This window comes from Spirillospora sp. NPDC049024 (genome assembly GCF_040649235.1).
Lineage (GTDB): Bacteria > Actinomycetota > Actinomycetes > Streptosporangiales > Streptosporangiaceae > Spirillospora.
Genome location: NZ_JBEZFD010000001.1, coordinates 267,699 through 286,300, shown reverse-complemented (window position 1 = coordinate 286,300; position 18,602 = coordinate 267,699). Strand labels below are relative to the sequence as shown.

Here is an 18,602-nt window from a genome sequence, read left to right as displayed (position 1 = left end):
TAGGGGCGACACCGGCACGGCCGGGGGCGGTTCAGGCGCGCAGGACGGCGGCGAGGCGGCGCACGCCCTCGGCCAGTTCCGCCTCAGAGGCCGCCGTGCCGTAGCTGATCCGCAGGTGGGGAGCGGGCGCCTCGGCGGGGAAGAACGGTCGGCCCGCGCTGACCAGGACGCCGGAGCGCAGCGCGGCCTCGGCCAGTGCGGTGTCGTCCACGCCGTCCGGCAGCCGGGCCCACAGGTGCAGCCCGCCCGCCGGACGGTTCGCCCGCAGCTCCGGCAGGTCGCGGGCGAACGCGGTGAGGAGGGCGTCCCGGCGCGACCGCAGGGCGGCCCGGACGGTGCGCAGGTGCCGCGGCCAGCCCGGGGAGCTGAGGAGTTCGAGCAGCGTCTCCTGCAGCGGCCTGGCGGGGAAGAACTCCTCGACGAGCTGCGTCGCGCGGATCCGCTCGGCGACCGGGCCCCGGGCGATCACCGCCGCCACCCGCAGGCTGGGCGCGGTCGCCTTGGTGAGCGAGGCGATGTGGACGACCCGGCCGTCGGCGTCCTGCGCGATCAGCGGCGGCGGCGGAGGCGCGTCGATGCCGAGGTACCGCGCGAAGTCGTCCTCCACCACGAACGCGCCCGCCGCGCGCGCCGCGGCGAGGACCCGCTCGCGCCGCTCGGCGGCCAGCACCGTGCCGGTCGGGTTGTGGAAGGCGGGCTGGGTGTAGAAGGCGCGGGCCCCGCTCATCGCGAACGCCTCGGCGAGCAGGTCGGGACGGACGCCGTCCGCGTCCACCGGCACGGGCACCGGATGCAGCCCGCTCGCCCGCGCCACCGCGAGGACGCCGAGGTACGTCGGCGACTCGACCAGCAGCGGGGCGCCCGGCGGGAGCAGCGCGCGCAGCACGGTCGTCAGCGACTGCTGGCCGCCGCTCGTGACCAGCACGTCGGCGGGGGAGACGCCGCCGCCGACCGTGCGGGCGAACCAGGCGCACAGCTCCGGCACGCCGCCGAGCCGCGGCATCTCCCACGCGTCCGGCCGGCGGGCCGCGCGCGCCGCCGCCGTGGCGAGCGCCCGCACCGGCTGGAGCGTCGGATGCAGGTAGCCGCCGCTGAGCGCGGCCGTGCCGTCCGGCGCCGGGGTGAGCAGCCACGACACCCCCGACCCGTCCACCGACCGGTCGCCGAGTGCCACCGCCTGCCAGTCGTGGTCGGGCGGTTCCGGGGCGGCCTCGGGCCGCGGCGCGGCGAACGCCCCGCTGCCCGGCCGCGTCACCACGAGGCCCTCGGCGGCCAGCAGGCCGAGCGCCCGCGACACCGTGACCGGGCTGACGCGGTGCCGGTCGACCAGCGCCCGGCTCGACGGGAGGCGCTCCCCGGGGCTCATCCGGAGGACCTCCGTGCGCAGCCTGCCGGCCAGCGCCGCCACACTGCTATCGTCTTTCATGAGGAAACAAGATAGCGCTACTGCCCGCCGGGCGATAGCGGCCGGCACTTCGGGGGCGGGGCTGGGGCTCGCGGCCCTCGGAGTCCTGACCTTCTCCCTCACCATTCCGACCACGGTCCTCGGGCTCGAAGGGCTCGACCCGTACGTCATCGGCATCGGCCGTTCCGCCGCCGCGGGCGTCCTCGCCGTCATCGCACTGCTATCGGTCCGGGCGCGCCCGCCGCGCCGCGGGCAGTGGGTGAGCCTGGCGGTCGTCGCCGCCGGAGTGGTCTTCGGGTTCCCGCTGTTCTCCACCCTCGCGCTGGACCACGGCGCCTCCGCCGCCCACTCGGCCGTCGTCGTCGGGCTGCTGCCCGCCGCCACCGCCGTGCTCGGGGTCCTGCGCGCGGAGGAGCGCCCGTCCCGCGTCTTCTGGCTCGCGAGCGCGGCCGGCGCGGCCTGCGTCACCGGCTTCGCCCTGGTCCGCGGGGCGGGCCGCGTCACGCCCGCCGACCTGCTGCTGTTCACCGCCCTCCTCACCTGCGCGGCCGGCTACGCGGAGGGCGCGCGCCTGGCCCGCGACATGCCGGGCTGGCGTGTCATCTCCTGGGCGCTCGTGCTGGCGGTCCCCGTCACCGTCCCGGTCACCGGGTGGCTGCTCGCCACGACCCGTCCCGTCTGGACGGCCCACGCCGTGCTCGGCTTCGGCTACGTGTCCGTCTTCTCCGCCTACCTCGGCTTCTTCGCCTGGTACGAGGGCCTGGCGCGGGCAGGGATCGCCCGCGCCAGCCAGATCCAGCTCACCCAGCCCATGCTCACGCTGCTCTGGTCGGGTGTGCTCCTCGGCGAGCGGATCGACGCCACGACCGCGCTGGCGGCCGTGGCCGTGCTGGTCTGCGTGGCCCTCACCCAGCGCGCCCGCATCCGGCGCACCCTGCCCGATCCCGCGCTGGAGCGCGCGGTCGGCATGCCCGCCGGGCACGCCCGGCACGGGTGAGGTCAGTCCTTGACGATCTGGGCCAGGAGCGTGACGACCGCCACGCCCACCCCGATCGGGATCGCCAGATCCGGGGCGGCGGCGGCGAGCGCGGCGGCGCCGACCGCCGCGAGGACGATCACGAGGGCCCGCGTACTGATCAGGGGGCGGGGCTCGCCCTGCCTCGGTGGGACTCGCATGCCGGTTGACCTCCATCCGCGTGGACGGTAAGGGCCGAGCGGCTCCCCATCGTGACCAACGGGCCGACACCACGAGCCGCCTCGTGAATACAAGGTTCCCCCGTTGTCAACCGCTGCCGCGCGCGGCGCGCGAACACGTCCCAACCATGATCATTTTATGGCCGGACCGTGGGGCGCGGCTGGGGCGCCGCTGGGACGGCGGCGCCCTCGCGCCCGGCTCATCCGCCATGATTGCGCGATGCGGGTTTTGGGGCGGGTCGGACGGATTCTGGGGTGGGCGGCGGCCTACGTGCTCGGCTTGGCCGCGCTCGTGTTCGCCGGGGCCTGGGTGTGGTGGCAGCCCGAACCCCTGGCGCGCGGCACCGAGGCCAACGCCCTGTGGGCGCGGCACCAGTGGGTTGGGGAGCCCCACAGCGACGCCGAGTACCAGGCGCTCGGAAAGCTCCTGGCGGAGAACCGCATCACTGACGTCTTCTTCCATACGGGGCCGTTCGAGGCGGACGGCACCGTGCCGGAGAGCAAGTACCGCTACGCGCGGCAACTCATCGCCGCCATGCGAAAGTACGCGCCGCGCGTCCGCGCGCAGGCGTACCTGGGGCAGATCCGGATGGTGGACGGCAAGGGCGTCATCGACCTCGACGACCCCGCCGTGCGCGCCCGGGTGGTCAGGACGGACGCGACCCTCCTCGATCTCGGGTTCGACGGCATCCACTACGACTTCGAGCCGATCTACCCCGACGACCGCGCCTTCCTCACGCTCATGGACGCCACCCGCGACTTGACCCGGGCCAAGGGGAGGCTGCTGTCGGTGGCGCTGGAGCAGCCGACTCTCCTGGACGCCGTCCAGCCCGTCTACAAGGCCCTCATCCCGCGCACGGGGAAGATCCACTATCCGCCGCGTCCGACGGAGGACTTCCTGCGCGCCGTCGCCGACCGCGCCGACCAGGTCGCGATCATGACCTACGACGTGGCGCTGCCGACGCGCGCCCTCGCCGGGTGGCACTTCGCCCGGCACACCCGCACGACGCTGGAGCTCATCGGCGACCGCACCACGGTCTTCATGGGCGTCCCCACCTACCGGCCCCTCGCGGAGTGGGCGGAGGACCTGTCCGTCGCGCTGCGCGGCATCCGGCGGGGGATCGACGACCTTGAGCGGCCGCCCAGGCGCCCGTACGGGGTGGGCGTGTACGCGGACTGGACCACGAACCCGTCCGAATGGTCACGTTACCGCGCAACCTGGCTACCCCGAGCGACAGGAAGTTTTGGCGGCTGAGAAACCCGCGCCGTCACGTTCCGAAACGCCGGTATCCCCAGGTAAAAAGGGGTGGATATCCGTACATCCACGCGGGTAGTGGAGGGTGCGGAAGGTCAAGCTTCGACTGGCGGATGCCAAAGGAAGTGGAGACGGCCGATGGGCACTCAGCAGTCCGCGCGGTACGACGCCGACCGGATCGGCGAACTGGCGGCCGAGTTCGCCGACTGGCGGATCGGCCGGGGCGGGTCCGGCCAATGGTGGGCGGTCCGGGGGAACGACCTTGTGCGCACCTCCGACGTCGAGGAGCTCCGTGTCCGACTCCATGAGATGACCGATGGGTCACGTTATCCAACCGAGTCCGGGACGTGGCCGGACTGACCCCGTAACGCGGCTTTTGCGTGCCACGATGTGCGTTGTGGGAGCCGCCGCCACGCGTACCCCCGAGCGTGTGGCGGCGGCTTCCTTCCGTTTTCGCTCGTTCTGCTTCGACCTGCGGGTCCAAGTGGATGGGCCGGAACGGTACCGTTCGTTGCATGGCACCCAGCACATCCACTGGCGCTCCGTTCGGACGGATGCTGACCGCCATGGTCACCCCGTTCCTGCCCGACGGCGGCGTCGACTACGACGGCGCCGCGCGCCTCGCGACCCACCTGGTCGATGAGCGGCGCCATGACGGCCTCGTCGTCAACGGGACGACGGGCGAGTCGCCCACGACGAGCGACGAAGAGAAGAGCACGCTCCTTCGCGCGGTCATCGAGGCGGTCGGCGACCGCGCGGTGATCGTCGCCGGTGCCGGGACCAACCACACCGAGCACAGCCTGAAACTCGCGCGGCAGGCCGAGGAGGCGGGCGCGCACGGCCTGCTCGTGGTCACGCCGTACTACAACAAGCCCCCGCAGGAGGGCCTCGTCCGCCACTTCACGGCGGTGGCCGACGCGACGGGGCTGCCCAACATGCTGTACGACATCCCGGGGCGCGCCGGGGTGCCGATCGAGAACGACACGCTCGTGCAGCTCGCCGAGCACCCGCGGATCGTCGCCGTCAAGGACGCCAAGGGCGACCTGTTCGGCGCGTCCAGGGTGATGGCCGAGACCGACCTCGTCTGGTACTCCGGTGACGACAACCTCAACCTGCCGTGGCTGTCGGTCGGGGCGGCGGGGTTCGTCAGCGTGGTCGGCCACGTGGTCGGGACCGAGCTCCATGAGATGATCGACGCCTATCTGGCCGGCGAGCACGGCCGGGCGCTGGAGATCCACCGGCGGCTGCTGCCCGTGGTCGCCGCCATCATGACCCGTACGCAGGGCGCCATCGCCGTCAAGGCAGCGCTGAACCTGCTCGGCCTCCCCGGAGGCGGCCCGCTCCGCGCGCCGCTGGTGGAGGCCTCGCCGGAGTTCGCGGCGCGCCTGCGAGAAGACCTCACGATAGGGGGAGTCAAAGTGCCGGAGGTCGTCATCCCGGAGGTCGCCCGGTGAGCCATCCTCACCCGGATCTCTCGGAACCGCCCGCACCGCCCAAGGGGGGCCTGCGGATCGTCGCGCTGGGCGGGCTCGGGGAGATCGGCCGCAACATGACGGTGTTCGAGTACGGCGGCCGCCTGCTCGTCGTCGACTGCGGCGTGCTCTTCCCCGAGACCGAGCAGCCCGGCGTCGACCTGATACTGCCCGACTTCGAGTACATCAGGGACCGGCTCGACGACATCGAGGCCGTCATCGTCACGCACGGCCACGAGGACCACATCGGCGCCGTCCCGTACCTGCTGCGCGAGCGTCGCGACATCCCGCTGGTCGGCTCGCGGCTGTCGCTGGCGCTGCTGGAGGCCAAGCTCACCGAGCACCGCATCAAACCCGTGACCGACGTGGTCGCGGAGGGGGAGCGCCGCTCGTTCGGGCCGTTCGACTGCGAGTTCCTCGCCGTCAACCACTCCATCCCGGACGCCCTCGCCGTCGCCGTGCGCACGCCCGCCGGGCTCGTCCTGCACACCGGCGACTTCAAGATGGACCAGCTCCCGCTGGACGGCCGGCTCACCGACCTGCCCGGGTTCGCCCGGCTCGGCGCCGAGGGCATCGACCTGCTGATGTCGGACTCGACGAACGCCGAGGTGCCCGGCTTCGTCACCAGCGAGCGCAACATCGGGCCGGTCGTGGACGAGGTGTTCCGCACCGCGCAGGGGCGGCTCATCGTCGCCTGCTTCGCCTCGCACATCCACCGCGTCCAGCAGGTCCTGGACGCCGCCGTCGCCAACGGCCGCAAGGTCTGCTTCGTCGGGCGGTCCATGGTCCGCAACATGGGCGTCGCGCGCGAACTCGGGTACCTGAACGTCCCCGAGGACATCATGGTCGAGCAGAAGGTGATCGACGACATCCCCGGCGACCGGCTCGTGCTGGTGTGCACCGGGTCGCAGGGCGAGCCGATGTCGGCGCTGTCGCGGATGGCCAACCGCGACCACTCGATCCGCATCACCGAGCGCGACACCGTGATGCTGGCGTCGTCGCTGATCCCGGGCAACGAGAACGCGGTCAACCGCGTCATCAACGGCCTCACCCGGTGGGGCGCCCGCATCGTCCACAAGGGCAACGCGCTCGTGCACGTGTCCGGGCACGCCTCGGCGGGCGAGCTGCTGTACGTGCTCAACATGACGAAGCCGGCGAACTTCATGCCGATCCACGGCGAGTGGCGGCACCTGCGCGCCCACGCCAAGCTCGCCGCGCTCACCGGCGTGCCGGACGAGGGCATCGTCATCGCCGAGGACGGCGTCGTCGTCGACCTCGTCGACGGCCAGGCCAAGATCGTCGGTGCGGTCCCCGCCGGATACGTGTACGTGGACGGCCTGTCGGTCGGCGAGGTCACCGAGACCTCCCTGAAGGACCGGCGCATCCTCGGCGAGGAGGGGTTCGTCTCCATCGTCATCGGCGTCGACTCCAGCTCCGGCAAGCTCGTCGCCGGGCCCGAGGTGCACGCCCGCGGCGCCGGCATCGTCAACGAGGACTTCGACGAGGTCATCGCGCGGATCGAGGACGTGCTGCGGGACGCGGCCGGCGACGGCGTGAACGACGTGCACCAGCTCAACCAGCTGATCCGGCGCACCGTCGGCAAGTGGGTGAGCGAGAACTACCGCCGCCGCCCGATGATCATTCCGGTCGTCGTCGAGGTCTAGCGGCGCCGCCGTCCGGACGGCCGCGGACCGGTCCCCGACCGGGGCCGGCGACCGCGGCCGTCCGCTCGACACGCCCGCCCGCCATCCCGGGAACCGGGAGGGTCCTTGGTTACTCTCATAACCATGGCCACACGTGCGTCTGGAGGCGCGAAAGCCTCCTCGCGTGCGGGGGGCACGGCGGCTCGCAAGCCCGCAGGTTCGTCCCCCCGGAAGCGACCGAGCGGCAACCCCAAGGGGAGCGGCGGCTCCAAGGGGGGCCGCGGCTCAGGCCGCGGGCGCCCTCCCCAGAAGCCCGACCCGTTCTCCCAGGCGGTGCTCGGGTTCTTCAAGCTCCTGTTCAGGCTGTACCTGCTCGCCGCGGTGACGGTCGGATCGGTGTTCCGCGCGTACGGGAACGGCGCCCGCAACCTCGACCCCGAGCACCGCCGCGACGGCCTCGGCCTCGCGCTGCTCGGCTCGTCCATCGTGCTGGCCTCCGTGACCTGGTTCCGGCCCGACGGCGTCGTCACCATCGCGTTGGAGAAGGTCGCGCGCGGCGGGCTCGGCATCCTGGCGATGGCGCTGCCCGTGCTGCTGGCGCTGCTGGCGTGGCGGACGCTGCGCCACCCCGAGCACCACGAGGACACCGGCCGCGTCGTCATCGGCATCACCGCGCTCGGCGTCGGCGTCCTCGGCATCCTGCACATCGCCGCGGGCGTCCCGTCCCCCGCGAAGGACATGGACGGCGTGCGCGGGTCCGGCGGCGTGGTCGGCTGGCTGGTGTCGGCCCCGCTGGACGCGGCGCTGAGCGGGTGGGTGGCCGTCCCGCTGCTGCTGCTCCTGTCCGGGTTCGGGCTGCTGGTCGTCACCGCGACGCCGATCGCGAAGGTCCCCGAGCGGGTCGCCGACCTGTGGGCGGTGGCGACGCTGCAGAACCGTCCCGAACGCCCCGCCGCCGACGAGGCCGAGGGCGAGAGCGCGCCGAAGAAGCGGCGCCGCAAGAGCAAGTCCGAGGACGGCGACGAGCTGGAGGTCGGCGAGCACTCCCGGCCGTACGACACTCCGCTGCTGGAGGACGCGCCGAAGAAGGCCGACCGGCCCCGCCGCGACCTCGCCGACGAGCTGTTCGAGCCCGACCCGTTCGGCGGGCAGGTCCCGCCCCCCGCCCCGGCCCCCGACGACGAGCCGATGGACGAGCACGTCGCCGGCGCGTCCATGGTCGACGATCCGATGGCCGCCGACCCCGTGTCAGCCGATCCGGCGACCGAGGCCGACCATCCCGAGGTCCGCGACCCGACGCCCGCGCCGCGCCGGACCGAGCAGCTGCCGCTGTCGTCGTCAGGCGAGATCTACGTGCTGCCCGACCCGTCGACGCTGCGGCCCGGCAGCGTGTCCAAGCCGCGCACGAAGGCCAACGACACGGTGGTGAACGCGCTCACCGGCGTGCTGGAGCAGTTCGACATCGACGCGCAGGTCACCGGGTTCACCCGCGGCCCGACGATCACCCGGTACGAGATCGAGCTCGGCCCGGCGGTGAAGGTCGAGAAGGTCACCGCGCTGACCAAGAACATCGCCTACGCGGTGAAGAGCGCCGACGTGCGCATCATCTCCCCGATCCCCGGCAAGTCCGCGATCGGCGTGGAGATCCCCAACACCGACAAGGACATCGTCAGCCTCGGCGACGTGCTGCGCTCGCCCGCCGCCACCAACGAGCACCATCCGATGATCGTCGGGCTCGGCAAGGACGTCGAGGGGCGCACGGTCGTGGCGAACCTGGCGAAGATGCCGCACATCCTCATCGCGGGCGCCACCGGCGCCGGCAAGTCGACGTGCATCAACGGCCTGATCACCTCGATCCTGATGCGCGCCACCCCCGACGAGGTGCGGATGATCCTGGTCGACCCCAAGCGGGTCGAGCTGACGATGTACCAGGGCATCCCGCACCTGATCACGCCGATCATCACCAACCCCAAGAAGGCCGCCGAGGCCCTCGACTGGGTCGTCGGGGAGATGGACCGCCGCTACGACGACCTGGCCGCGTCGGGGTACCGGCACATCGACGACTTCAACAAGGCGGTGAAGGCGGGCAAGCTCACCGCGCCGCCCGGCAGCGAGCGCGTCTACACCCCGTACCCGTACATGCTGGTGATCGTGGACGAGCTGGCCGACCTGATGATGGTCGCGCCGCGCGACGTGGAGGACTCGGTCGTCCGCATCACCCAGCTGGCCCGCGCCGCCGGCATCCACCTGGTCCTGGCGACGCAGCGCCCGTCCGTCGACGTCGTCACCGGCCTCATCAAGGCCAACGTGCCCTCCCGGCTGGCGTTCGCGACCTCCTCGCTGTCCGACAGCCGCGTCATCCTCGACCAGCCGGGCGCGGAGAAGCTCGTCGGGCAGGGCGACGCCCTGTTCCTGCCGATGGGCGCGAGCAAGCCCATGCGCATCCAGAACGCGTACGTGTCGGAGAAGGAGATCCACGGCGTCGTCGACCACTGCAAGGGGCAGATGGAGGCGAGCTACCGGGAGGACGTCGCCGCGGCCGGCGCGCCGAAGAAGGAGATCGACGAGGAGATCGGCGACGACATGGACCTGCTCGTCCAGGCCATCGAGCTGGTCGTGTCCACCCAGTTCGGGTCGACGTCGATGCTGCAGCGCAAGCTGCGCGTCGGGTTCGCCAAGGCCGGGCGGCTGATGGACCTGATGGAGAGCCGCGACATCGTCGGACCCAGCGAGGGCTCCAAGGCGCGCGACGTGCTGGCGAAGCCGGATGATCTCCCCGGGGTGCTCGCGGAACTGCGCGGCGGCGGCTGAGCGCGCGCTGCCGGGGCATTGCGGAATGATGCGAAATCTTGCCCTGTTTCGAACGTGTTGGCTGTCGCCGAACGGGCACGCCGGTTCCTAGACTGGTTTCACAGTCGTGCGTGATCGGCCACGAGCTCCTCAGAGGAGGCCCGGCGTGAGCATCGGTGAGACCTTGGCGGAGGAGCGTCAGCGGGCCGGTCTCTCGGTGACACAGGTGAGCCTCCAGACGCGGATACGCGAGACGGTCGTGCGCAGCATGGAGGCCGACGACTTCTCCGCATGCGGGGGCAACTTCTACGCCCGCGGCCACATCCGCAGCATCTCGCGCGTGATCGGCATCGATCCGGAACCGCTCGTCGCCGAGTTCGACGCCGCGCACGGCGGCGCCCCGCAGCCGGTCTCGGCGGTGTCGGCGTTCGAGCCGGAGCAGCCGGTCGCGTTCCGCGAGCGCCGGTCGCCGAACTGGAGCGCCGCCATGGCGCTCGCCCTCGCGCTCGTGGTGATCTACGGCATCGTGCAGGTGGTCGGGCACGGCGGCGGCGAGCGGCGCACCGCGCGGCAGGTCGCCGGGACGCCCGCGCCGCACACCCCGTCCGCCGCCCCGACCGCGCCGCCGACGAGCAGCTCCCCGGTCGCCGAGGCGCCGCGCACCAAGGTCGAGGTGCGGGTCGAGGCGAAGCGGACCACGTGGCTGAACGTCCAGGGCGACAAGGGCAAGACGCTGTTCAGCGGGATGCTCCGCCAGGGCGACCAGAAGGACTTCACCGCCAAGAAGAAGGTCCGGCTGGTGGTCGGCATCGGCGGCAGCGTCAACCTGACCGTCAACGGCAAGGACCTCGGATCGCCCGGCAAGGGCAAGGGCGTCCAGCGGCTGACCTTCGACCGCAACGACCCCGAGTCCGCCTGATCCGGACCCGGGGCTCCGGGACGGGCGCTTCCGGCGGGACGACTTCCCACGCCGATGCCGCGGGCCGATGGTCCGCTCCAGCGCGGGCGCCCATTACCTTAGGGGCATGTCCACTCGCCGCAAGGTCTCACTCATCACGCTCGGCTGTGCCCGCAACGAGGTCGATTCCGAGGAGCTCGCCGCGCGCATCGAGGGCGCGGGCTGGGACCTGGCGGACGGCGCGGACGGCGCGGACGGCGCGGACGTCGTGGTCGTCAACACCTGCGGGTTCATCGAGGCCGCCAAGAAGGACTCGATCGACACGCTGCTGGCCGCGCACGACTCCGGCGCCAAGGTCGTCGCGGCCGGGTGCATGGCCGAGCGGTACGGCAGCGAGCTGGCCGAGGCGCTGCCCGAGGCCGACGCGGTGATCGGCTTCGACGACTACACCGCGATCGGCGAGCGCCTCGACGACGTCATGGCGGGACGCCGGCGCGACGCGCACACCCCGCGCGACCGCCGCACCCTCCTGCCGATCAGCCCGGTCGAGCGGCACGGCGCCCGGGTCGCCGTCCCGGGGCACGGCGGCCAGGACGACCTGCCGGACGGCGTGGCCCCGGCGTCCGGTCCGCGGGTGCTGCGGCGGCGCCTCGGCGGCGGCCCGGTCGCGCCGCTGAAGCTGGCGTCCGGCTGCGACCGGCGCTGCACGTTCTGCGCGATCCCCGCGTTCCGCGGCGCGTACGTCTCGCGCCCGCCCGCGGAGGTGCTGGAGGAGGCGCGCTGGCTCGCCGGCCACGGGGTCCGCGAGGTGGTCCTCGTCAGCGAGAACTCCACGTCCTACGGCAAGGACCTCGGCGACCTGCGGGCCCTGGAGAAGCTGCTGCCCGCCCTCGCCGCCGTCGACGGCATCGAGCGGGTCCGGGTCAGCTACCTGCAGCCCGCCGAGACGCGCCCCGGACTCATCGAGGCGATCTGCGGCACGCCCGGCGTCGCCCCGTACTTCGACATGTCGTTCCAGCACGCGAGCGGCCCGGTGCTGCGCTCGATGCGCCGGTTCGGCGACCGGGAGCGGTTCCTCGGGCTGCTGGACCAGATCCGCGCGCTGGCGCCGGAGGCGGGCGTGCGCTCCAACTTCATCGTCGGGTTCCCCGGCGAGACCGAGGACGACTTCGAGGAGCTGGTGGAGTTCCTGTCGGCGGCCCGGCTCGACGCCGTCGGCGTGTTCGGCTACTCCGACGAGGAGGGCACGGAGGCCGCGAACCTGGACGGCAAGCTCGATCCCGCCGACGTCGCCGCCCGCGTCGAGGAGCTGTCCGGCCTCGCCGAGGAGCTGACCGCGCAGCGCGCGGAGGACCGCGTCGGCAGCCGGATCCGCGTCCTGCTGGAGGACAGGGCCGAGCAGGAGGGCGGCTTCGAGGGCCGCGCCGAGCACCAGGCGCCGGAGGTGGACGGGACGGTCCTCGTCCGCGGCGAGGGGCTCGCGCTCGGCGACATCGTGGAGGCCCGGGTCGTGGGCAGCGACGGGGTGGACCTCATCGCGGACGTGTCATGATCGCCGGCACCCCGGATCCGGTCGCGGGCGCGCAGGACCCGCCGCCGGCCGGCGTCTGGAACATCGCCAACGCCCTGACGCTCCTCAGGATCGCGCTGGTGCCGCTGTTCGTCTGGCTGTTCTTCCTGGACGGCACCGCCATGCGGCTCGCCGCCTTCGCCGTGTTCGCGGTCGCCTCGATCACCGACAAGATCGACGGTGACATCGCCCGGGCGCGCGGCCTCGTCACCGACTTCGGCAAGATCGCCGACCCGATCGCGGACAAGGCGCTCACCGGCGCGGCGCTGGTCAGCCTGTCGGTGATGGGCGAGCTGTGGTGGTGGGTGACCGCCGCCATCATGGTCCGCGAGATCGGCATCACGCTGATGCGGTTCGTCGTGATCCGCCGCGGCGTGATCCCGGCGAGCAAGGGCGGCAAGCTGAAGACGATGCTCCAGGTCATCGCCATCGGCTTCTACATCCTGCCGGGCCCGCTCGACTACGTCCGCTGGGCCACGATGGGCGCGGCCCTCGTCGTCACGGTCGTCACCGGCGTCGACTACGTCGTCCAGGCCTGGCGCATGCGCCGTCCGTCCGCCGACGCCTCCTGAACCTTCAGGACGCGGCCGGCTCACAGCTCGCGCTCAGTTCGTCGTCCACACGGAGGACGCCGAGCGCCCGCGGGATGCCGAGCCGGCCGAACATGATCTCGCGGACGCCGGCGAAGCGCTCGGTCCGGTAGCGGGCGAGGGCCCGCAGCGGCTCGGGGGACCGGCGCGCGGTGTCCTGGTCGGTGTTGACGATGACGCAGCGGCCGCATGGCCGGACGAGTTCGATCTCCACCCGGTCGCCGCGCAGCCGGGTGACGGCGTCCTCGCCGTAGGGGCCGAGGCCGCGCAGGACGATGTTGGGACGGAAGCGCGCCATGGAGAACCGGGCGTCCGCCCGCCGGTTCAGGTCGTCGAGCGACTCGGCCGACAGCACCGACACGGGGTAGCCGTCGGCGTACGTCAGGGTGCCGCCGCCGAGGAGGGTGGGACGGGTCCCGGTGAAGCGGACGAGGCGGCAGGGGAGTCCGAGGACCTCGGAGAACCAGCCGGCCGCGTCGTCGCCCTGGTCCATCCCCTGGCACGGGCGGCGGTGCACGGTCACGTCGAGGGCGGGGCCGTCCACCGCCTCGCACACCAGGGGCGACGGCGCGAGCGGGGTGTGGACGCTGAGCTTCACGCCGTCGAAGGCGGGGTGCAGCAGCGCCAGTTCGGGGGCCTCCCGCTGCGACAGGTGCCGCCCGTCCGGCCGGACGAGCATGAACTCCCGGTCGTGGCGCAGCCCGTCCGGGGTCAGTTCGGCCTCGGTGACCGGGACGGCCCCCGCGCTCTTGATCGGGAAGACGTTCAGCCCGGCGACGATGGCGTTCATGCGACGGACGTTACGGACCGGTTCGACCCGGTGGCCAGGGGCACGGGCCATACTTGACGCGGATTCGTCAGTTTGGAGGCCGGAGGGCATGACCGGGGACGACTTCACCTACGCCGAGGTCGGCGCGACGCACGAAGCGGAGCGCCCGGCCGGGTACCGGCACATGCGGCAGCGCATGCTCGTCGGGCAGGGGCCCGCGGCGTTCCGGAACGCCGCGGACGCGGTCATGGAGTTCTGGATGCACCGCGCGCTCCCGGTCCGGGTCGAGGCGTCGGCGCCGCGCGCCGCGCCGGGCGTGAGCGTCGTGATCGGGCTGGGCGTCGGGCCGCTGCGCCTGAAGGCGCCCTGCCGCATCGTGTGGACGCGCGAGGAGGAGCGCTACGCCGGATGGGCGTACGGCACGCTCCCCGGCCACCCGGAGTCGGGGGAGGAGTCGTTCGTCGTGCACCTGGACGACGAGGGCGACGTGTGGCTGACGGTCACCGCGTTCAGCCGTCCGGCGACGGCGGCGGCGAAGCTGGCGGGCCCGTTCGGAAGGCTGTTCCAGCGCTCCTACGCCCGCCGCTGCGGTGCCGTGCTGCGCCGCCTGTCGCGGGCCTAGGTGGGCCGCGGGACCACGCCCACCCCGGTCGTGGCCCCGCGGCCCCGCTCCAAGGGGTGCCGCGGTATTCGATTATCCCTGCCGGCGTCCGCCCGCACGAATCCACCGAATGAGTTTTGACTCACAATGTGACCTGCGCTTCCCTTGCTTGTCGGCGGCCGGAGCCGGCGACGTGCGGCGACGATGCGCGTTCCGCGCGGCGCCCGTGCCGCGCGCGGTGTTCCGAGGCCCGCGCGCGGCGGACAGAAAACGCGGCCGTCCCAATTCTCGACGACGGAAAAGCGTTATGCCGGTTGGACCGTGCGAAGCGGCCGGGGCCGGTGTCGTCCTCATTCGGCCGGTTCTTCCGGTGAACCGGCGGTCCTCCGGGCCCGTCGTCGGTGCCCGCCGGTAGATTCGGGGGCGCCTGGGATTCGGGGCGCCTGCGCAACGGGGACGGATGGGGACGCGATGCGGGTCGAACTGCTCACCGTCGGGGACGAGCTGCTCCTCGGCGACACCATCAACGGGAACGCCGCGTGGCTCGGCCGCCGGCTCGCCGACCACGGCGTCGAGGTCACCCGCAGCGTGGTCGTCGGCGACGAGCTGGACGTGATCGTCGCGGCGGTGGAGTCGGCGCTCGACCGGGCCGACGCCGTCATCACCACCGGCGGGCTCGGCCCCACCTACGACGACGTGACGCGCGACGCGCTCGCCAAGGCGGCGGGCGTCGCCCTCGTCCGCGACGCGGAGCTGGAGCGGCGGCTGCGCGAGCGGGTGGCGCGGGCAGGCCGCGAGTTGCAGCCGATGGCGCTGCGCATGGCCGACGTCCCCGAGGGCGCCCGGCCGCTGACCAACTCCGCCGGTTCGGCGCCCGCCCTGCGCGTCGAGCTGCCCGGCGGGGTCGTCTACGCCCTGCCGGGCGTCCCGTTCGAGATGCGCACGATCATGGACGAGATCGTGCTGCCGGAGCTCGCGGGGATCGCCGGGCTGCCCGCGGTGGCGCGCCGCACGCTGCGCACCGCCCGGCTGTGGGAGTCGGTCGCCGCGACCCGCCTCGCCGAGGTCGAGGCGATGGACGGCGTGAAGCTCGCCTACCTGCCCGATCCCGCCGAGGTGAAGATCCGCATCACCGTGTCCGGCGAGGACGCGGCCGGACGGCTGGCGGGCGTGGAGTCGCGCGTCCGGGAGCTGCTCGGCCCGTCGGTCTACGGGGTCGAGGACGAGTCGCTCGGGCTGGTCGTGCACCGGCTGCTCCTGGACCGGGGCGAGACCGTCGCCACCGCGGAGTCGCTGACCGGCGGCCTCATCGGCGCCGAGCTGACCGCGACGCCCGGGTCGTCCGCGACGTACGCGGGCGGCGTGGTCGCCTACGCGACCGGGCTGAAGGAGCGGCTCCTCGGCGTTCCGGGCGACCTGCTCGCCGAGCACGGGGCCGTCCACCCGGACGTGGCCGCCGCGATGGCCGCCGGCGTCCGCGACGCGCTCGGCGCGACCTACGGGCTCGCGGTGACGGGCGTGGCCGGTCCCGACCCGCAGGACGGCCGTCCGGTGGGAACGGTCTATGTCGGTTTGGCCGGACCCGGAGACTCGCCGACGGTGGTCGGCCCGAAACTCCCGGTGCCCGGCGCGGGGCCGGAGATCCGCGCGGTGATCCGGCGGATGACCGTCGTACACGCGCTTGAGCTGCTGAGACGCCGCCTTCTGGGGCTTGACGTCGAGGACGGGAGCGGACAGGCTCAGGAAGATCGGGAAGATAGGGGCTGATTACAGCGTTACGTTCCGAGCGAACACGAAATCAACGGTCTGCCATCGCCGCCGTCAAGGCGGGTACGGTGGAACCGGCAGATGGTCCGAACTGAGGGAGGGAGCGAGACGATGGTCCTGCTTCGCCAGCTGCTCGGTGACGTACTGCGGCAGCTGCGGCTGCGCCAGGGACGCACCCTCCGTGAGGTGTCCGCGGCAGCGCGGGTGTCACTCGGCTATCTCTCCGAGGTCGAGCGGGGGCAGAAAGAGGCCTCTTCGGAGTTGCTGTCCTCTATCTGCAAGGCCCTGGGCGTTCCGCTGTCGCACGTGCTGAGGGAAGTCGCGGATCAGCTCGCCCTCGCCGAGCTTCAGCACGAGCCCGTCATGGCGGGTGCGCCGGAGCACGAGCGGATCTCCGCCGAGAGCATTCCGGAGACCCCGGAGGAGATCACCGGCGAGTTCCGCGCCGACATGGTCGCCGCCTGACCGCGGGCGGCGCGTTCATGCCCCTGGCCGGGGCCGCGGGTGTGCGCGGCCTCACGGCATGAACTCGGCATTCGCGGGGATTCTCCCGTGTTGTAACGGATAAACCGTAACGATGCGGAAGGAGCCCGTTCATGGCGTCGGTCAAGAGCCCGCTCACCGAGTCGGACCTGAAGGCCGCCGGGGACGCCTTGCAGGGCGCTCTCGTCGACTTGATCGATCTTTCTCTGGTGGCCAAGCAGGCGCACTGGAACCTCACCGGCCGCAATTTCAAGGTCGTCCACGAGCACCTCGACGAGATCGTCGCGCTGGCCCGCAGCGGCCAGGACGACGTCGCCGAGCGAGCGGTGGCGATCGGGGCGAACCCCGACGGCCGCGTCCGCACGGTCGCCGACCGTACCCGGCTCCCGCAGCTGGAGGCCGGCTACCTCGACGACGACAAGGTCGTCGCCGCGATCACCGACATCCTTGCGCAGATCATCGCGCGGTTCCGGGAGCGCATCAAGGCGACAGACGAGCCGGACCAGGTGACCCAGGACCTGCTCATCGGCATCACCGCCGAGCTTGAGAAGCAGCACTGGATGTTCCAGGCGCAGACCTGACGGGACGAGACCGGTCCCGAGGCGCCGCGGCCCCGGTGCCCGTGCCGGACCGATCGATGAGCCCCGGCCCCGCCGTCTCCCGGCGGGGCCGGGGCTTTTCCGCGTTCGGCCGTGCTCTGCCCGCGATGCAGTGATGATGGGGGTATGCACCCTCTCTCCCGAGCCGTGCCGCTGGCCGCCGCTCTGCTCGCCCTGGCCGCCTGCGGCTCCGAAGGCGACGGCGCGGGACGGCTCTGCACGCTGATCGGGACCGATCCCGGGGTGAGCCTGGTCGTCCCCGACGGGTCCCGTGTCGCGTCCGCGTCCCTGCGGGTGTGCTGGGACGGGACGTGCCAGGAACCCCGGATCGAGCTGGGCCCGACCTCGAAGACCGTGCCGACCGGCTGCGACGGCGACGGGCCGGACGCCGTCTGCGGCGCCTCCGCCTCCCCTGACGGGGGCAAGAGGGCCTTCGCCCGAATCGAGGGTCTGCCCAAGGCGCCCGTGCGGGTGACGCTGAAGCTGCGCGACGCGGAAGGGCGGACGTTCGTCGACGAGCGGCTCGACGTCACGCCGAAGGCGACGTTCCCGAACGGGCGGCACTGCCCCGAGGGCGCGCCGCAGGTGGGGCTGACCGTCGCGAACGGCCGGGTGACCGCGCGCTGATCACGTGCGCAGGTGTGCCAGGACGGTCTCGGCGAACTCGACGGCGAGCGGGCTCAGGGCGTCCCAGCGGCGTGCCGCCCATCCCGCGGTGAGCGGCGGCAGGCCGGGGATCGGCACCAGCCGCACGTCCCCCGAGCCGTCTCCCCAGCCGGGCAGCGCGGGCAGGATCGCCTGGCCGAGGTCCAGTTCGGCCAGCAGGAGGGCGGTGTCCCAGTCGGCGACGCTCGTCGTGGACCTGAGCCGCACCCCGTGACGTTCCAGGTGCATTTCGAGGTGGACGCGGGACGTCGAATGCGCGGGCAGTTCGATGTAGCGGATCCCGGCGAGTTCCTCCAGCGCGACGGACGCCCGCGCGGCGAGCGGATCGGCGGCGTGCACGGCGAGCACCCACGGCAACTCCCGCGACGCCCGCTGCTCCACGCCCTCCAGCGGCGGCCCGATCGTCACCCACGCGAGATCGGCGGTGTGCGACCGCACCGCCTCCAGGCAGCGGCGGCTCGATCCGGCGGTCTCGAACTGGAGCGCGGCGTCGGGGTGCCGCGCCCGGAACGCCGCCACTCCCGCCGCCATGAAGTGCCGCACGGTCGTGGCCCCGGTCGCGACGCGGACCGTGCCCCCGACCCCGCGGCGCAGATCGTCGAGCCGGCGCAGCGCGGCGTCCAGCCCCGCGATGCCCTCCGCCGCGGCCGCGTGCAGGATGCGCCCCGCGCGGGTCGGCACCACGCCCCGCGGCCGGCGCTCCAGCAGCACGAGCCCGGTCTCGCGTTCGAGCCGCTTGACGTGCTGGCTGACGGCCGACTGGCTGCACGACAGGTCCCGCGCCACCGCGCTCAGGTTGCCCGCCGCGCAGACGGCCACGAACACGCGAAGGTCGTCCAAGGTCACAAAACCCCAAGCTAGACCTAGGGGACCGCCAAGAAAACCCGAGAATTGACTTGG

18 protein-coding genes are annotated in these 18,602 nt (G+C 72.8%); 14 read left to right on the top strand and 4 right to left on the bottom strand.

Annotation, left to right across the window (positions count from 1 at the left end; translation table 11 throughout):
- Positions 1-31: 31 nt before the first annotated feature.
- On the bottom strand, positions 32-1,426 hold the full coding sequence (locus AB0C21_RS01330; protein ID WP_500202111.1) for an aminotransferase-like domain-containing protein: 1,395 nt from the start codon (positions 1,424-1,426) through the stop codon (positions 32-34).
- Here AB0C21_RS01330 and AB0C21_RS01325 point away from each other — a divergent pair.
- Complete coding sequence (locus AB0C21_RS01325) at positions 1,425-2,402, top strand: DMT family transporter (RefSeq protein WP_500202110.1); 978 nt, start codon at positions 1,425-1,427, stop codon at positions 2,400-2,402. The two genes, AB0C21_RS01330 and AB0C21_RS01325, sit on opposite strands and share 2 nt — an antisense overlap.
- A 2-nt stretch (positions 2,403-2,404) precedes the next feature.
- Here the strand turns inward: AB0C21_RS01325 and AB0C21_RS01320 are convergent, their stop codons facing one another.
- Positions 2,405-2,581, bottom strand: a complete 177-nt coding sequence (locus AB0C21_RS01320) for a hypothetical protein (protein ID WP_160160852.1) — start codon at positions 2,579-2,581, stop codon at positions 2,405-2,407.
- A gap of 238 nt (positions 2,582-2,819) precedes the next feature.
- Here AB0C21_RS01320 and AB0C21_RS01315 point away from each other — a divergent pair, with 238 nt between their 5' ends.
- The 8 genes from AB0C21_RS01315 to pgsA all read left to right on the top strand — a co-directional run bounded on the left by AB0C21_RS01315 (position 2,820) and on the right by pgsA (position 12,799).
- Complete coding sequence (locus AB0C21_RS01315) at positions 2,820-3,854, top strand: hypothetical protein (protein WP_500202109.1); 1,035 nt, start codon at positions 2,820-2,822, stop codon at positions 3,852-3,854.
- 138 nt (positions 3,855-3,992) lie between these two features.
- Positions 3,993-4,214: a hypothetical protein gene (locus AB0C21_RS01310; protein ID WP_149257682.1), complete on the top strand. Its 222-nt coding sequence runs from the start codon at positions 3,993-3,995 to the stop codon at positions 4,212-4,214.
- Positions 4,215-4,369: 155 nt separating this feature from the next.
- Positions 4,370-5,308 (top strand): 4-hydroxy-tetrahydrodipicolinate synthase, encoded by a 939-nt coding sequence (dapA, locus tag AB0C21_RS01305; protein WP_500202108.1) that lies wholly within the window; start codon positions 4,370-4,372, stop codon positions 5,306-5,308.
- Positions 5,305-6,990, top strand: a complete 1,686-nt coding sequence (locus AB0C21_RS01300; protein ID WP_500202107.1) for a ribonuclease J — start codon at positions 5,305-5,307, stop codon at positions 6,988-6,990. Before dapA ends, AB0C21_RS01300 begins: the two co-directional genes overlap by 4 nt.
- 123 nt (positions 6,991-7,113) lie before the next feature.
- Complete coding sequence (locus AB0C21_RS01295) at positions 7,114-9,780, top strand: DNA translocase FtsK (RefSeq protein WP_500202106.1); 2,667 nt, start codon at positions 7,114-7,116, stop codon at positions 9,778-9,780.
- A gap of 145 nt (positions 9,781-9,925) precedes the next feature.
- A complete protein-coding gene (locus tag AB0C21_RS01290; protein WP_500202105.1) occupies positions 9,926-10,678 on the top strand; it encodes a helix-turn-helix domain-containing protein in 753 nt (250 codons plus the stop codon).
- 106 nt (positions 10,679-10,784) lie between these two features.
- Entirely contained in the window at positions 10,785-12,209 is a 1,425-nt protein-coding gene (gene rimO / locus AB0C21_RS01285; protein WP_500202104.1) for a 30S ribosomal protein S12 methylthiotransferase RimO, read from the top strand.
- Entirely contained in the window at positions 12,206-12,799 is a 594-nt protein-coding gene (pgsA, locus tag AB0C21_RS01280) for a CDP-diacylglycerol--glycerol-3-phosphate 3-phosphatidyltransferase (protein WP_149257676.1), read from the top strand. The genes rimO and pgsA overlap by 4 nt, the downstream gene beginning before the upstream one ends.
- Positions 12,800-12,803: 4 nt before the next feature.
- On the opposite strand, the gene AB0C21_RS01275 is transcribed toward pgsA, so the two are convergent.
- Complete coding sequence (locus AB0C21_RS01275; protein WP_500202103.1) at positions 12,804-13,607, bottom strand: MOSC domain-containing protein; 804 nt, start codon at positions 13,605-13,607, stop codon at positions 12,804-12,806.
- Positions 13,608-13,695: 88 nt separating this feature from the next.
- Here AB0C21_RS01275 and AB0C21_RS01270 point away from each other — a divergent pair, with 88 nt between their 5' ends.
- The 5 genes from AB0C21_RS01270 (at position 13,696) to AB0C21_RS01250 (ending at position 17,663) form a co-directional block, all read left to right on the top strand.
- Positions 13,696-14,208 carry a DUF1990 domain-containing protein gene (locus AB0C21_RS01270; protein ID WP_500202102.1) on the top strand — a complete coding sequence of 171 codons (513 nt, stop codon included), beginning with the start codon at positions 13,696-13,698 and terminating at the stop codon, positions 14,206-14,208.
- A 450-nt stretch (positions 14,209-14,658) separates the two neighbouring features.
- Positions 14,659-15,954 carry a CinA family nicotinamide mononucleotide deamidase-related protein gene (locus AB0C21_RS01265; protein ID WP_500202101.1) on the top strand — a complete coding sequence of 432 codons (1,296 nt, stop codon included), beginning with the start codon at positions 14,659-14,661 and terminating at the stop codon, positions 15,952-15,954.
- Between the two features lie 111 nt (positions 15,955-16,065).
- Positions 16,066-16,419: a helix-turn-helix domain-containing protein gene (locus AB0C21_RS01260; protein ID WP_141577403.1), complete on the top strand. Its 354-nt coding sequence runs from the start codon at positions 16,066-16,068 to the stop codon at positions 16,417-16,419.
- A 131-nt stretch (positions 16,420-16,550) separates the two neighbouring features.
- The gene (locus AB0C21_RS01255) at positions 16,551-17,018 is read left to right on the top strand and encodes a Dps family protein (RefSeq protein WP_500202100.1); all 468 of its coding nucleotides are present in this window, start codon (positions 16,551-16,553) and stop codon (positions 17,016-17,018) included.
- 144 nt (positions 17,019-17,162) lie between these two features.
- The gene (locus AB0C21_RS01250) at positions 17,163-17,663 is read left to right on the top strand and encodes a hypothetical protein (RefSeq protein ID WP_500202099.1); all 501 of its coding nucleotides are present in this window, start codon (positions 17,163-17,165) and stop codon (positions 17,661-17,663) included.
- Here AB0C21_RS01250 and AB0C21_RS01245 read toward each other — a convergent pair whose 3' ends face one another.
- On the bottom strand, positions 17,664-18,548 hold the full coding sequence (locus AB0C21_RS01245) for a LysR family transcriptional regulator (RefSeq protein WP_500202098.1): 885 nt from the start codon (positions 18,546-18,548) through the stop codon (positions 17,664-17,666).
- Positions 18,549-18,602 lie beyond the last annotated feature (54 nt).